The sequence below is a fragment of the Luteibacter sp. 621 genome (genome assembly GCF_050435445.1).
Lineage (GTDB): Bacteria > Pseudomonadota > Gammaproteobacteria > Xanthomonadales > Rhodanobacteraceae > Luteibacter.
Genome location: NZ_JBNDKI010000022.1, coordinates 57,348 through 71,995 on the forward strand (window position 1 = coordinate 57,348; position 14,648 = coordinate 71,995).

General features: G+C 64.8%; 15 protein-coding genes. 10 read left to right on the forward strand and 5 right to left on the reverse strand.

The window, feature by feature from the left end:
• Positions 1-54 precede the first annotated feature (54 nt).
• The 6 genes from ABIE56_RS19215 to ABIE56_RS19240 all read left to right on the forward strand — a co-directional run bounded on the left by ABIE56_RS19215 (position 55) and on the right by ABIE56_RS19240 (position 5,177).
• Positions 55-447: a RidA family protein gene (locus tag ABIE56_RS19215; RefSeq protein ID WP_429245413.1), complete on the forward strand. Its 393-nt coding sequence runs from the start codon at positions 55-57 to the stop codon at positions 445-447.
• Between the two features lie 93 nt (positions 448-540).
• Positions 541-1,539 (forward strand): ubiquinol oxidase subunit II, encoded by a 999-nt coding sequence (gene cyoA / locus ABIE56_RS19220; protein ID WP_429245414.1) that lies wholly within the window; start codon positions 541-543, stop codon positions 1,537-1,539.
• A gap of 61 nt (positions 1,540-1,600) precedes the next feature.
• Positions 1,601-3,598 (forward strand): cytochrome o ubiquinol oxidase subunit I, encoded by a 1,998-nt coding sequence (cyoB, locus tag ABIE56_RS19225; protein WP_429245415.1) that lies wholly within the window; start codon positions 1,601-1,603, stop codon positions 3,596-3,598.
• Between the two features lies 1 nt (position 3,599).
• A complete protein-coding gene (cyoC, locus tag ABIE56_RS19230; RefSeq protein ID WP_429245416.1) occupies positions 3,600-4,223 on the forward strand; it encodes a cytochrome o ubiquinol oxidase subunit III in 624 nt (207 codons plus the stop codon).
• The gene (gene cyoD / locus ABIE56_RS19235) at positions 4,220-4,549 is read left to right on the forward strand and encodes a cytochrome o ubiquinol oxidase subunit IV (RefSeq protein ID WP_429245417.1); all 330 of its coding nucleotides are present in this window, start codon (positions 4,220-4,222) and stop codon (positions 4,547-4,549) included. The genes cyoC and cyoD overlap by 4 nt, the downstream gene beginning before the upstream one ends.
• A gap of 64 nt (positions 4,550-4,613) precedes the next feature.
• Positions 4,614-5,177 carry a HEAT repeat domain-containing protein gene (locus ABIE56_RS19240; RefSeq protein ID WP_429245418.1) on the forward strand — a complete coding sequence of 188 codons (564 nt, stop codon included), beginning with the start codon at positions 4,614-4,616 and terminating at the stop codon, positions 5,175-5,177.
• Between the two features lie 8 nt (positions 5,178-5,185).
• On the opposite strand, the gene ABIE56_RS19245 is transcribed toward ABIE56_RS19240, so the two are convergent.
• Entirely contained in the window at positions 5,186-5,773 is a 588-nt protein-coding gene (locus ABIE56_RS19245; protein ID WP_429245419.1) for a nucleotidyltransferase family protein, read from the reverse strand.
• Positions 5,774-5,911: 138 nt separating this feature from the next.
• Between ABIE56_RS19245 and ABIE56_RS19250 the strand changes: the two genes are divergently transcribed.
• Entirely contained in the window at positions 5,912-7,642 is a 1,731-nt protein-coding gene (locus ABIE56_RS19250) for a sensor domain-containing diguanylate cyclase (RefSeq protein ID WP_429245420.1), read from the forward strand.
• Here the strand turns inward: ABIE56_RS19250 and mug are convergent.
• Complete coding sequence (gene mug, locus ABIE56_RS19255) at positions 7,639-8,148, reverse strand: G/U mismatch-specific DNA glycosylase (protein ID WP_429245421.1); 510 nt, start codon at positions 8,146-8,148, stop codon at positions 7,639-7,641. The genes ABIE56_RS19250 and mug overlap by 4 nt on opposite strands.
• Entirely contained in the window at positions 8,145-8,774 is a 630-nt protein-coding gene (locus ABIE56_RS19260; protein ID WP_429245422.1) for a TetR/AcrR family transcriptional regulator, read from the reverse strand. Before ABIE56_RS19260 ends, mug begins: the two co-directional genes overlap by 4 nt.
• A 116-nt stretch (positions 8,775-8,890) precedes the next feature.
• Between ABIE56_RS19260 and ABIE56_RS19265 the strand changes: the two genes are divergently transcribed.
• The 3 genes from ABIE56_RS19265 to ABIE56_RS19275 are packed head-to-tail and all read left to right on the forward strand — an operon-like array spanning position 8,891 to position 12,926.
• Entirely contained in the window at positions 8,891-9,958 is a 1,068-nt protein-coding gene (locus tag ABIE56_RS19265; protein ID WP_429245423.1) for an HlyD family secretion protein, read from the forward strand.
• On the forward strand, positions 9,958-11,454 hold the full coding sequence (locus tag ABIE56_RS19270; RefSeq protein WP_429245424.1) for a DHA2 family efflux MFS transporter permease subunit: 1,497 nt from the start codon (positions 9,958-9,960) through the stop codon (positions 11,452-11,454). The genes ABIE56_RS19265 and ABIE56_RS19270 overlap by 1 nt, the downstream gene beginning before the upstream one ends.
• Positions 11,455-11,468: 14 nt before the next feature.
• On the forward strand, positions 11,469-12,926 hold the full coding sequence (locus tag ABIE56_RS19275) for an efflux transporter outer membrane subunit (protein WP_429245425.1): 1,458 nt from the start codon (positions 11,469-11,471) through the stop codon (positions 12,924-12,926).
• Here the strand turns inward: ABIE56_RS19275 and ABIE56_RS19280 are convergent.
• Both ABIE56_RS19280 and ABIE56_RS19285 read right to left on the reverse strand, forming a co-directional pair.
• Entirely contained in the window at positions 12,910-13,740 is an 831-nt protein-coding gene (locus ABIE56_RS19280; protein ID WP_429245426.1) for an SMP-30/gluconolactonase/LRE family protein, read from the reverse strand. The two genes, ABIE56_RS19275 and ABIE56_RS19280, sit on opposite strands and share 17 nt — an antisense overlap.
• Complete coding sequence (locus tag ABIE56_RS19285; RefSeq protein ID WP_429245427.1) at positions 13,737-14,648, reverse strand: 2-dehydro-3-deoxygalactonokinase; 912 nt, start codon at positions 14,646-14,648, stop codon at positions 13,737-13,739. Before ABIE56_RS19285 ends, ABIE56_RS19280 begins: the two co-directional genes overlap by 4 nt.

Below are 14,648 nucleotides of genomic sequence, written 5' to 3' on the forward strand. Positions count from 1 at the left end.
AGATTGGAGCCATCGTTCCCCACGGGCCCAAGCGCCCACCGATGGAGTAACCCCATGGCAAAGCGTGATGTCGTGTTCCCCACCGGCCGCCAGGCCCTGTACGAGCGCAACCGGTATTCCCCCGCGGTCCGCTCCGGCGGCCACATCTTCGTAAGCGGCCAGGTCGGCAGCCGCGAGGACGGCTCCCCCGAGCCCGACCTCGAAGCCCAGGTGCGCCTGGCCTTCACCAACCTCAACGGCGTCCTCGCCGCCGCCGGCCTCACCTTCGATGACGTGGTTGATACCACCGTCTTCATCGTCGACCCGGAAAAACACTTCGAGCGAATCTGGGCCGTGGTGCCGGAGTTCTGGGGCGAAGCGCCGTACCCCACGATCACATGCGTGGGCGTGACCTGGCTCTATGGGTTTCAGTTTGAGATCAAGGTGATCGCGAAGCTGCCCGGCTAAGCCGCAGGGCAAAACGTCGCAACCAGCGAGCACGCCGCAAAAACTGCGCAGGCTCAAAACTGATTGGAGGTCATGGGCCTAGCCTTTGCGCCCATGACTGGTCAAACCTTCACCACAAAATGGGCAAGACGGCTCGCCACGGCGGCCGCGCCCCTCTTCCTCGCCGGCTGCGACATGGTGGTGATGAACCCCACGGGGGACATCGCCCGGCAGCAGCGTGACCTTATCCTTGTCGCCACCGGCCTGATGCTGCTTGTCATCGTGCCGGTGATGACCCTGATCGTGGTGTTCGCCCTGCGCTACCGCAAGGGAAAGAATCCACAGGCCTACGATCCCGGTTTCACCCACTCCACGCGTATCGAGCTGGCGGTGTGGAGCATCCCGCTTATCATCATCGGCATCCTCGGCGCCGTTACCTGGGTGACCACGCACAAGCTGGATCCCTTCCGGCCGCTGGATCGCATCTCGGCGGGCCGGCCCATTCCTGCAGGCACGAAACCCCTGGAGATCCAGGTGGTGGCCATGGACTGGAAGTGGCTGTTCATTTACCCCGAACAGGGCATCGCCACGGTGAACGAGCTGGCGCTGCCGGTGGATGTGCCGGTGCGCTTCACCATCACCGCCACCAGCCAGATGAACACGTTCTACGCACCGACCCTGGCCGGCATGATCTACGCGATGCCCGGCATGCAATCCATGCTGCATGCGGTACTGAACGAGCCGGGCGACACGTGGGGCTACTCGGGCAACTACACCGGCGCCGGCTACACCGATATGCGCTTCCAGCTGCACGGCGTGGACCAGGCCGGCTTTGATCGCTGGGTGGCGCAGGTGAAGAGCTCCCCGGAGGCCCTGTCGACCGAGCGTTACATCGCCCTCGATCAGCCGAGCGAAAAGGTCCCGGTGATGCATTTCGGCAGTGTGCCAAAGGATACCTTCCAGCGCGCCGTGAACCGCTGCATCGCCCCGGGCACGCTGTGCAAGAACGAGATCATGCGAATCGATGCCGCCAAAGATGGTGCGACGCACGGCGACATGACGATGGCGGGCGATGCGCACGCGGACATGCCGCCGATGGACGCCGGCCACTGAACCCCTTCATTTACCCGCCCAGGGCGCCTTGCGCGCCCCTGGGCCTGCCCACGGAAAGACCATGCTAGACGCTAGCTCTCCCAACGGGCTGCTCGGGCGGCTCTCGCTCGACGCCCTTCCGCTCCACGAACCCATCCTGATAGGCGCCTTCATCGCGGTGGCCGTGCTCGGCCTGGCCGCCGTTGGCGTGCTTACCTGGCTTAAGCGCTGGGGCTGGCTGTGGCGCGAGTGGCTCACCAGCGTCGATCACAAGAAGATCGGCATCATGTACATCGTGCTCGGCATCATCATGTTGCTGCGCGGGTTTTCCGATGCGCTGATGATGCGCGCGCAGCAAGCCATGGCGTTCGGGGCGAACCAGGGGTACCTGGCCGCGCACCACTATGACCAGATCTTCACCGCGCACGGCACGATCATGATTTTCTTCGTGGCCATTCCGCTGGTGGTCGGGATCGTGAACTTCGTGATGCCGCTGCAGATTGGCGCACGCGATGTCGCATTCCCCTATCTCAACAATCTCAGTTTCTGGCTGACGGCGGCCGGTGCCGTGCTGGTGATGATCTCGCTGTTCGTCGGTGAGTTCGCGCGCACGGGCTGGCTTTCGTACGCACCGCTGGCCGAGCTTCAGTACAGCCCGGATTCCGGTGTGGACTACTACCTGTGGTCGTTGGAGATCGCGGGCGTGGGAACCACGCTATCGGCCATCAACATGGTCGCCACCATCATCAAAATGCGTGCCCCCGGCATGACCATGATGAAGATGCCGGTGTTCACCTGGACGGCGCTGTGCAGCAACATCCTCGCCATCGCGATCTTTCCGGCGCTTACCGCCGCGTTCTTCCTGCTGATCCTTGACCGCTACGCCGGCACCAACTTCTTCACCAACGAGATGGGCGGCAGCCCGATGATGTACTGGAACATGGTGTGGATCTGGGGCCATCCCGAGGTCTATGTCCTGGTCCTTCCGGCGTTCGGTATCTACTCGGAGATCACCTCCACCTTCACCGGCAAGCGCCTGTTTGGCTATAGCTCAATGGTGTACGCGACGGTCGTGATCACGCTGCTCTCGTACCTGGTGTGGCTGCATCATTTCTTCACCATGGGTTCGGGCGCTTCGGTGAACTCGTTCTTCGGCATCGCGACCATGATCATCGCGATTCCCACGGGCGCGAAGGTCTTCAACTGGCTGTTCACCATGTTTCGCGGCGAGATCCGCTTCGAGTTGCCGATGATGTGGGTGGTGGCGTTCATGCTCACCTTCGTGGTGGGCGGCATGACCGGCGTGCTGCTTGCCGTCCCCGCTGCCGACTTCGTGCTGCACAACTCGCTGTTCCTTGTCGCGCACTTCCACAACACCATCATCGGTGGCGTGGTGTTCGGCCTGTTTGCCGGCATGGTGTACTGGTTCCCGAAGGCCTTCGGCTTCAAGCTGGATGAATTCTGGGGCAAGGTCGCCTTCTGGGGTTGGGTCGTGGGTTACTGGGTGGCCTGGACGCCTATCTACATCGTGGGCCTGATGGGCGTACCGCGCCGTATCAACCACCTCGATGATGTATCCCTTCGCCCCTACTTCGTCGTCGCGGCAATCGGCGCGGTCATCATCCTCATCGGTATCCTCGGCTTCGTCATGAGCATCGTGATGGGGATCGTGAAGCGCAAGGCGCTGCGCGATGTCACCGGCGACCCGTGGAACGGCCGCACCCTGGAGTGGAGCACCTCCTCGCCGCCGCCCGCTTATAACTTCGCGCTCACGCCGGTGGTGTACGACCTGGATGCGTGGCAGGACATGAAGGAGCATGGCTACCAGCGGCCGACGGAAGGCTTCCAGCCCGTGCCTATGCCGCGCAGCACCGGCGTGGGCGTGATCGTCGCTGGCCTGTGCACCGTCCTGGGCTTTGCGATGGTCTGGTACATCTGGTGGCTGGCCGCGCTCAGCTTCGTCGGCATCATCGCTGTCTCGATCATCCACACGTTCAACTACAACCGCGACTACGTGATTCCCGCCAGCGAGGTCAAAGCGACCGAGGGCGAACGAACGCGCGCGCTGGCAGGGGCCTGACATGAGCACCACGGTAACGACTCAGAGTGGGCCACGGGTGTGGCACGCACGGGAGGAGCACGATCACAGTGGCGGCGCCACCATGATCGGCTTCTGGATCTACCTGATGAGCGATGCGCTCATCTTTGCCTCGCTGTTCGCGGTGTATGGAGTGCTCAGCCGCAACTACGCCGGGGGCCCCGGGCCGAAGCAGTTGTTCGATCTGTCGCTGGTGGCGGTGAACACCGGGCTTTTGCTGGCATCGTCCATCACCTTCGGGGTGGCCATGCTGGCCATGGCGGCGGGGCGCACGGGGCGGACCATGCTATGGCTCGCCATCACCGGCCTGCTGGGCGCGGCCTTCCTTGGCGTGGAGTTGCACGAGTTTGCGACGCTGGTGGCGGAAGGCGCTGGCCCGGGCCGCAGCGCGTTCCTCTCCAGCTTCTTCACCCTGGTGGGCACCCACGGCACGCATGTGGCGTTTGGCCTGGTGTGGCTCATCGTGCTGCTGTTGCAGATCGGCAAGCGCGGCCTCAGTGACGACAACCGCCGCCGGGTGATGTGCCTGTCGATGTTCTGGCACTTCCTCGACATCGTCTGGATCGGTGTCTTTACCTTTGTTTACCTGCTGGGAGTCATCCGGTGACCGCACATGTCGTCACAACGCACGGGCACGGCAGCAAGCGCAGCCTGGTCATCGGTTCGGCGCTCTCCATCCTGCTCACGGCCATTCCGTTCTGGCTGGTGATGACCGGGGCGCTATCCAGCCCCGGCGCCACCATTGCCACCATCTTCGTGTTCGACCTGGTTCAGATCGTGGTCCACGTCGCCTGCTTCCTGCACGTGGATGCGAAGAGCGAGGACGGCTGGACCCTGCTCTCCTTCCTGTTCACCGCCATCATCGTGGTCATCACCATCATTGGTTCGGTGTGGGTCATGTACCACATGGACGCGAATATGATGCCGACGTAAGATCAGCCGCGGCATCTCTGTAGAAGGATGCCGACCCAAGGACTGGCGAGAGGAGTGCCGCGTGATGCTTGATAGCGACGATGATGCCGCCTCATTATCCCGGCACTTTGTCCGGAAGGGCATGAGTGACCTTTCGCCTCCCGAACTGGTTCGCTTCTTGTCGTACGAAGACGTCATCGTTCGTTCGTCGGCCGCGCTTCTGCTGCACCTTTCGGGCGGTGGCCAGGCGGTCTTTCTGGCCGTGCTTGCGTTGGCTGACAATGACAAAGCGTATTGTCGCGAGGTCGCCGCCTATGTGCTCGGACAATTCGGGACACCCGATTTGCCATTCCGGAGTGAGTCGCTTCCGGTGCTCGGCCACTTGCTTGAGGACACGGATGTGGACGTCAGGTTGGCGGCGATATCCGCGCTGGTTCATCTGGGCGGGCCGGAGGCGCGCGACGCTGTGCTGAGCGTCGAGACAGATGCGTCGGCCGAGGTGCGGCGCCTGGTGGCCTACCAGCTGGATCTGCTGGAACAGTCACCGGAAACGGTGGCGGCACTGGAGCGTCTCGCTCGCGATACGGATCTCGATGTTCGCCAGGAAGCCCTGGAAAGCTTGTCGTACCTCCGCGGCCTTGGCGCCTGATTCAGGCCCTAGCCGTCCAACAAGCCCGCCGCGATCGCTTCTGCGACGTCTTCGGGGGTATCGAGGTCGCGTGCGAGGGTATCCTTGCGTACCGCCGCTGGGTGGGCGCCCACCCAAAGGCGGCGGAAGCCGGTGTCGCCCTGTAGCGTGCTGGCGGTCGCCATGGTCTCGGGGCGTACCAGCGCTGGGGGGCCCATGGCATCGCCATACGCAGACACCACGTCGCAGCTGCCGTCATAGCAGACAAACAGCTTGTCCAGGTGTTCCTGGGTCAGGCAAGGCTGGTCGACCACGGTGATCAGCACCGGGTAGGGGCGCCCGGCAAGCGCCGTGGCGGCCCGGCGCAATGACGTGCCCATGCCTTCTTCCCAGGTCGGGTTGAACAGGATCGGTGTGCCGGTGACCAGGGGGGCGAGCTGCTCCGCGTGCGCGCCGAGTACCACGAGAAGGCGGGTAGGGCTGGTGCCTTTGGCCAGCCGCACCGCCCGCTGCAAAAGGGTTTCCCCACCGATGGTCAGCAACTGCTTTGGCTTGCCCAGCCGGCTGCTACCCCCCGCGGCCAGTACCACCGCGTCATGTTCCCCACGTGCCCGCATGTTGGACGTTCCGATATAGCGACAAGCTTGCCGTAAACGCTAGCACGCGCCCGTGGCGGCTGCTTGTCATACCGAGACGCAGGCTTCACATCGCCCGAAGATCATCGGCTAGCCTGTCGCGGACGACGGAACCCTGGCATGCCGCAGACCGAGATCGAGCGCCTGGAGCGCCTGCATAACCTGGCTGTGCTGGACTCGGACGCCGAAGACTTCTTCGACGCCCTCGTGGGAGCCGCCGCCGAAGTCACCGGGATGCCGATTTCGCTTATCAGCCTGGTGGACCGGGACCGGCAGTGGTTCAAGGCGAACATCGGTTTGCCGGGGGTGACCGAAACACCCCGCGAATATGCCTTTTGCGACCATGTGGTCCGGTCCGGCGCGACCGTGCAGGTGGCCGACGCAAAGCTCGATCCCCGCTTTGCCGACAACCCGCTGGTCGTGGGTGATCCCAATATCCGTGCTTATACCGGCGTGCCCCTCACGCTGACGGACGGCACCCACCTCGGCTCCCTTTGCGTGATCGACCAGCAGCCGCGCGCGTTGCGGCCGGACCAGATTCGCGTGCTCAGCCATTTGGCCGCCGCCGCCTCCATGGCCCTGGAGCAGCGGGCCGACCTGATCCATCAGCGCGAGGTTGCTCGTGCGGAAGCCGTGCGGGCACGCAAGCTGGAGCGCGAACTCGATGAGAAACAGCAGTTCCTGCAACGGACGGGCCGGGTGGCGGGTGTGGGCGGCTGGGAACTCGACCTGCAAACGAAGCACCTGCAATGGTCGGAGGAGACCTGTCGCATTCATGACCTGCCCGCTGGGTTCGAGCCCACGCTCGATGAAGCGCTTTCTTTCTTCTCGCCCGAAGCCCAGGCCGAACTCGCCGAAGCGATGGACCGGGCGCAACGCATGGATATTCCGTGGGACCTGACCGTGCCGATGACTACGGCCACGGGCCGCGCCATCTGGATGCGTGCCGTTGGCGGCGTCGAAAGGGAGAACGGCGTTCCCGTACGGCTGGCTGGCGCCGTGCAGGATGTGACCGAGCGCAAGATGGCCACGCTTGCCGTCGAAGCGAGCGAGCGGCGCTATCGCAAGCTGTTCCAGTACTCCCTCGGCCTCATCTGCACGCATGATCTCCAGGGCGATGTGCTCTCGGTGAACCCCTCGGCCGCGGCCTCGCTCGGTTACGAGATGGGGGACTTGCTCGGCGCCAACCTCAAGGACTTCATGCTGCCGGAGCGGCGGGCGCAGCTCGATCGCTACCTGCAGCGCATACAGGCCGAGCGCATCGCCATGGGCATCCTTGAGCTCGTCGCCTCGGATGGCACACTGCGCTACTGGCGCTACCAGAACGTGCTGGATGAAGACGCCGACGAACCTTACGTGCTCGGTCACGCCCAGGACGTCACCGAACAGCGCCGCTATGAGAACACGCTGATCGAATGGTCCACGCGCGATCCACTCACCCACGCGATGAACCGCCGTTACCTTGCCCAGCTCGAAGAACGCACCCATGGGCGCGGCGCGTGGGGCTGCATCGTCGTCGATCTGGACCACTTCAAATCCATCAATGACACCTACGGTCACGCGCGCGGCGATGAAATCCTTGTCGCGGTGGCGCAGCAGTTGCGCGATTGCAGTGGACCTGGCGATGTCGTGGTCCGTATGGGCGGCGATGAATTCCTGATGGTGATCGACAAGGCTGACGATGTGTCTGGCGTCATGGAACGCCTGCGGCGCGCACTGGCGGTCAGCTCATGGTCGCTTAGCCTCGGTGCTGCCGTGGCACACGCAGGGGAGCCCGTCGATCAGGTCATCGCCCGTGCGGATGACCAGTTGTATGCCCACCGCGCTGTGGCGCGGCACGCGACGCGTTAGGTGAATGCGGCCTGCTGTAATGAAGCGTAGGCTGCGACGAGCGCATCCGCCGAGAAACTCAGGTTCCTTCCACTGGGATTCGGAAGCACCCAGGGAACACAGCCCTGCATCATTACGGCCTGCCTTCCCCAAGCGATATCGCGCTGCGCGGTGAGTGCGCTATACGCCGCCTTTCCAAGGAACGCGATGTAGTGCGGCTTGTACTTCCGAAGCGTGGCGTTGAAGGGGCCGGCCGCGGAAGCAAACTCCTCGCGCCCAAGCTCATCGGCGCCCGCTGTCGGCCGCCGGACCACAGCCGTGATGCCGCATCCGACTTCGAGCAGGCGCCGGCCTTCTTCAGCAGCAAACAGTGTCGGCGTGAAACCCGAGCGATGCAGTACCTGCCAGAACCGGTTCGAGTGCCCGGCGAAGTGGTGGCCCGTTTCGGCCGCGAGCAAGCCGGGATTGATACCGCAGAACAACACGGTCAGCCCCGGCGCGATGATATCGGGCAGCGCGGCGCTCATCGGCAAATGGCATTCACTGCCTTTCGCGCCAGTGCGTACAGCTCATCACGCGGCGTGCCGGCGCGTGCGCGGATGGCCATCGTATGCATGGTGGCAGAGGCCAGCATGGCTAGCGCAGCAGGGTCCGCGTTGGCGGAAAGCTCGCCATCGGCTGCGGCCTGTTCAAGCCGCACGCGGAAGCGTTCGTCGAGGCCCACGAAACCATCGCTCACGATCTGGCGGACCACCGGGTCGTCGAGGGCCTCGGTCACGGCCGTACCGACCACGAAGCAGCCGCGTGGCTGGCCTTCGCCCGAAAAGTAGATGCCGAGGGCCGCGTCGTAGGCCTGCATCAGCGTGTCACCGAGCGGCTTGCCCGGCGCAAGCGCCTCGGCCATCAGGGCGAACTTGCGATCCCAGTAGTCGGTGAGCGCTTTCACATAAATGTCGTGCTTATCGCCGAACGCCGCCTTGAGGCTCGGGCGGTTCATGCCCGTGGCGGCGGAGAGGTCATCCAGCGACGTGCCTGCGTAGCCGCTGCGCCAGAAGGCATCCGCGGCGTGGCGCAGGGCCGTCTCCGGCTCATAGGCGCGCGGCCGGCCGCGGGGGCGCTTCGCGGCATCGTTATATTTTGTCCGATCTTGCATAAAAACCCTTGAAGGCGATCCTGCCCGCACATATTATGCGGTGCAGTACAAAATTCAACTGCGCGAACGGCCCCTTGGGCGGTCCCGCCTAACTCACGACGAAACAGGTAGTTACGATGACCACGCAGCTCGACGACGGCCAGCCCACCCGTTCTGGCGCCATCCGCTGGGCACTGATGATCGGCATCCCGGCCCTGCTGGCGCTGGGGGGCCTGGCCTATCACCTGTCCCACACCGGTCAGGTCGAGACCGACGACGCCTACGTGCGTGCCGCCAAGGTCGCGATCAACGCCCGCGTGCCCGGCCAGGTGCTCGAGGTGTCCGTGGTGGATAACCAGCCGGTGCATAAGGGCGAGGTGCTGGTGCGGATCGACCCGGCGCCCTACCGCATCGCCGTCGATGCCGCGGAAGCCAGGCTCGCCAGCACGCGCCTGCAGGTGGAAGGGCTGAAGGCCACGTACCGCCACCAGCTGGCGGAGCTGCAATCGGCGAAGGACTCGGCCGATTTCAACCAGCGTGAGTTCGACCGCAAGAAGGCGCTGCTCGCCTCCGACTATGCATCCCGCGCCACGTACGAACGCGCGGAGACCGACCTGAAGGTGAGCCGTGAGCACATTGCCTCCGAACAGGAGGATGTGGCCAACACCATCGCTGCACTCGCGGGCGACCCGGCCATTCCTGTGGAGCGCCATCCGAGCGTGCGTGAGGCCCAGGCACAGCTTGACCGCGCGCGGCTCGATCTCTCCTACACCACCGTCACCGCACCGGACGACGGCACGGTCGCGCGGGTGGATGACGTACAGGCAGGCGATTTCGTCAGCGCTGGCGCACCGGTGTTCGCGCTCATCTCGAGCCGCGATCTGTGGATCGAAGCCAATTTCCGCGAAACGAATCTGACGCACATGCGCCCCGGCCAGCGCGCCGACCTGCGCGTGGATGCCTACCCAGGGCATGTGTTCGCGGCACGCATCACCAGCATGAGCCCTGGCACGGGCTCCGAGTTCTCGGTGCTGCCGCCGGAAAATGCGACCGGCAACTGGGTGAAGGTGGTGCAGCGCCTGCCGGTGCGCCTTGAACTGGAGCGCCCAGATCCGAAATGGCCGCTGTACTCCGGCATCAGTGTGCTGGTGGACGTGGATACGACCCAGCCCGCCGCACCCGAGCGTGTGGCGAGGGTACCGTAATGAACGTGCCGAGCACCGCCGTGCATTCGCCAGTCGAGCATCGCATGCTGATTCTCGCGGGCTTGCTGGCGACCTACATGCAGGCGGTCAACATCTCGATCCCGAACGCGGCGCTGCTGCGGCTGCAGGGCGGCTTGTCGATGACCGACGACCAGGTGGGCTGGGTGTTTACCTCGTATATCGCCGCGAGCGCGGTGGTGATGCCGCTGACGCATTGGCTCGCTGCGCGCTTCGGAAGGAAAGCCATCTACCTCCTTTCGCTGGCGCTGTTCGCGCTTGGCCTCGCGCTCGACGTGCTGGCGACCACGCCATTGCAGTTCGTTGGCGCGCGCGTCGTGCAGGGTGCGGCGAGTGGCACGCTGGCGCCGCTGTCGATGTCGATCCTGCTGGCGGAACTGCCTGCGCTCAGGCATGGCCGCATTGGCCTGACCTGGGCCGTCACCGGCACGCTCGGTATTCTTAGCGGGCCGTCCATCGGCGGCTTCCTGAGCGAAGCGTTCGGCTGGCATGCCATCTTCTCCATCAGCTTTCCGCTGGTCGCCTTCATCATCCTGGTCGTGGCGCTATTCCTGCGCGAGCGCCGGCCGATGACACGGGAAACCTTCGACGTCTTCGGCTGGGCGATGTTGTCGATCAGCCTGACCGCTGTGCAGATGCTGCTTGATCGCGGGCAGCGGCTGGAGTGGTTCGCTTCGACCGAGATCTGCCTTGAAGCTGCCGCGGCCGCGTTGGGTGCATGGATCTATCTCGTCCATATCTTCACGCGACGGAACCACTACCTCGATCGCGCGCTGTTCACCCATCGCAACTTCACCCTCGGCGCGGTGCTCTACTTCGTGTTCGGCTTCGTCCTGCTACCGACGCTGGCGCTTACCTCGCCGATGCTGGAGGAGCTGCTTCGCTATCCGGGTGACGCCGCCGGTCTGCTGACGATCCCTCGCGGGCTCGGGATGATGGTTTGCCTGCTCGCGACGTGGCGTGTCTCGCCGCGGATCGATAACCGTCTTGTCCTGGCTGCGGGCGTGCTGCTGGTGACGCTGGGAAACTGGCGCATGGTCGGCTATTCGCCCCTCATGGATGGCTGGGCCGTGGGCTTCGCCGGCCTGCTGCAGGGTGCGGGGCTGGGCATGTTGATGCCGGCGATCACCCGCGCGACCTTCATCAGCCTTCCGCCCGCGTTACGCGCGCATGGCACCGTGCTTTTCAACCTGGCGCGTCTTTACGGCAGCACGCTCGGTGTGGCGGTCGTGCAGCTTTACTTCTTCATGAATACGCAAGGCATGCACAGCGCCCTTGCCGAGCATCTCCGGCCCTATGGGGCGTTCGCGCACATGTCGAACGCGACCACCGGTGCCGCGCTCGCAGCGATCAACGAAGGCGTCACCGGCCAGGCCGCCATGGTCGCCGTCATCGGGCAGTTCAAGTTGCTGTTCGTCGCGATGCTCGCGGTCAGCCCGCTCATCCTTTTTCTCCGCCCGCCCCGTGCGAGCCACTAAACCCCGGTAATGACATGAAAACCGCACGACTGAACCATGCAAGGCGCACCGCGCTCGCCGCGGTGCTGGGTAGCGCGACGCTGGCATTCCTCACCGGGTGCATGGTCGGGCCCGATTACCAGCGCCCTGGCGATACCGCGTCGGCGCACTACGACGTGGACGCCGAGCAGAGCCTCGGGCATGCCCGAGCAGATACCGCGCCGCAGGTGAGCTTCGATGCGGCGATCGACGCCGACTGGTGGACGCTGTTCAAGTCGCCGCGGCTCAACGAGGTCGTGAAGAAGGCGATCGACGGCAACCTTACCCTCGATGCTGCCAACGCGACGATCGCTCAGGCGAACGAAGCCATCGCCGCGGCGGGCGGCGCCCTGTCGCCGCAGGTGGCGTTTACCGCGGATGCCGGCCGCCAGCGCGCGGGCTTCGGTGCCGGTCGTTCGACATCCAACGTCTACGGCGTGGGCCCCACCGTCAGCTTCGACTTCGATCTGTTCGGTGGCACGCACCGGCGCGTGGAGGAGGCGACCGCGCTGGCCGACCTGCAACGGCATCATTTCGATGCCGCGTACCTCACGGTGACGGGCGATGTCGTCACCGAGGCTATCAAGCTGGCCTCAGCGCGGGCGCAGATGGCGGCCGTGGAAGCGTTGCTCGCCACCGATCGGCATAACCTCGCACTCGTCACGTCCGCCCAAGGCTTTGGCAGCGCGACCAGGGCCGATATCGCCCTGGCGCAAAGTCAGCTCGCCCAGGACGAAACCCTGCTACCGCCGCTCGCCCAGCAGCGCGATGTGGCACGCCATGCCTTATCGGTGCTTGCAGGCAAGGGCCCCGCCGACTGGGTACCACCGGATTTCGACATGGCCGATTTCACGCTTCCCGCCGAACTGCCGTTGAGCGTACCGTCGGAGCTCGCCAGGCAGCGTCCTGACATCCTCGCGGCCGAATCCCGGTTGCACGCGGCAAGCGCCGCGATCGGTGTGGCGACGGCCGACATGTATCCGCACCTGCAGCTCTCCGGGGCGCTCACCCAGGCAAGCGCAGGCGCGGGTGTCGGCACATTGTGGGGCATCGTCGGTTCGCTCGTCGGTCCCGTCTTCGAGGGCGGCACACTCAAGGCGAACCGTCGTGGCGCCATCGATGCCTATGATGCGGCGCTGGCGGACTACCGGCAGACCTTGCTCTCGTCACTGGGGCAGGTGGCCGATGTGCTGCAAGGTATCGGCCACGATGCCGAGGAATACGCCGCACAAGGCCGGGCGCTCGATGCCGCGGAAACCAGCCTCACGCTAAGCCAGGAGGGTTTTCGGGTGGGTGACGCCAGCCTGCTTGCCGTACTGGATGCCCAGCGTGCCCGCCAGCGTGCGCTGATCGGCCAGATCCAGGCGCGCACGGCGCAGTACCTCGATGCGGTACAGCTCACCGTGGCGCTGGGTGGGCGATCGGAAAACGCCTTCCTTAGAAAAGCCCGCTAACGGCAAAGAGGCCGCCCGACCCGGGATGCTCGGCCAGCGCGGCCTCCGTCAGCCGGGCGCGCGATGTCGAAACATAAGCAACACCGTCGCGGTCGAACGCCAGGCTCCCAACGTGAGGCGCAGGTAGCGGGACGGATCGCTCGGTGGCGCCATTGGCGGCAAGCTGCACGATACAACTGCCGCCCCACATGGCCACCCACACCGTTCCGTCCGGCGCGACGGCCATGCCATCCGGCTTGCCTGGGGCGTTGAGAAAATCAGTGACCACCGTGGGCTCGTCGAGTGACAGCTGGTCCTCGCGGCGTGGATACGCCAGCAACGTGCGACTCAATGTGTCGACGACCAACAGCCGCTTGCCGTTGGCGACGAAGGCGATCCCGTTAGCGACGCCCAAGCCTTCGGCAACCTGTACCACCTCGGCGCCGGGCGAAGGGGCGTAAAACAAACCGCCGCGCGCATGGAGAAGGCCGCGGTGCATGGAACCCACCCAAAGGCCTCCCAACGCGTCCACCGTCATGTCGTTGAAACGGCAACCGGGAGCCAAAGGTGCGATTGGCCCGGGTGTGAGGGCGCCAGTGCGGATATCGACAACAAAGAAGCGATCCTCACCCGCACCCACCCACGTGCCATCCGGCTGCTGAGCCAATGACCACAAGGCTTGACCGAGCGGAACCTCATCCAGCCGCTTTTCACCGGGGTTCCAACGCAAAAGGCGGCGTCCTGCGGGATCAAGCCAGATGACATCCTCACCATCCATCCTCACCGATTCGCCGACGAGGGCGTGCGGATGCGCAACGAGGAGCGTGGCACTCATGCGAGCTGGCGCCGCGCCGCGTGGATGCCAGCGAACCCTTGCGCCGTGGCGTCGGCGGCATCCACGGCCTGCGAGCCGATGCCGACGTGCGCGAGTGCTGCGGCGTATAGCGCACAGACGGGTGCGGATCCCACCAGTGTTACCGAGCCTTCAAGTGGGTATATCGAACGCGCATCCGCGATCTCGGAGCCAATCAGCAAGCCGCGCAGATATGATGCTGCATCGCCTCGTGCAAGGTCGCCGCGGATGACCCGCGCGCGGACGCCAAACAGCGCCGTACCTAACCCTGGTTGGCGCCTGGAGCCCGCATCCACGCCCGCATTGAAGGCCGTGCCTATAACGGCGGGCGCGGCGACAACGGAAGCGAGCATCCCGGCCGCCGTCAGCCGATCAAAGATCTCGCCCGACATCGCTGTCATGAATTCCTGCACCTTGCCCCCTTCGATCCGGACCCATTTTCCGTGGGTACCGGGCAGGGCGACGATACCCGCTTGTGGCAGGCGGCCGGCCCTGAGCAAGCCGAACAGCTCGGTCTCTTCGCCGCGCATGATGTCGGGAGCATGGTCTACCGCGCGGCGACATGCGAGCCCTGGCACGATGTACATGGCGCAATCGGCGATCGTCGTGGCGTGGAGCCGCAAGGCAAGCTCCTCCAGTCCGATAGGGCAGTCGGCATAGCCGGCATCCTCCCAGCCCACGTTTGAGCCGACCATCCCGCAGGCGTAAATCATCCCGGCGTCAGGCCAGCGGGCCGCAAGCCGCGCTATCTGCGCCTGCATGCCCGCCTTGTCGAGCGACCCGATACCCGCAGGTTCGGCGAACGCGTCCCGCACGACGCCGTTGTCGTCCAGAAGAAACGAGCGAAAGTTCGAACTTCCCCAGTTGATCGCAATAAAGTCACGCGCCAT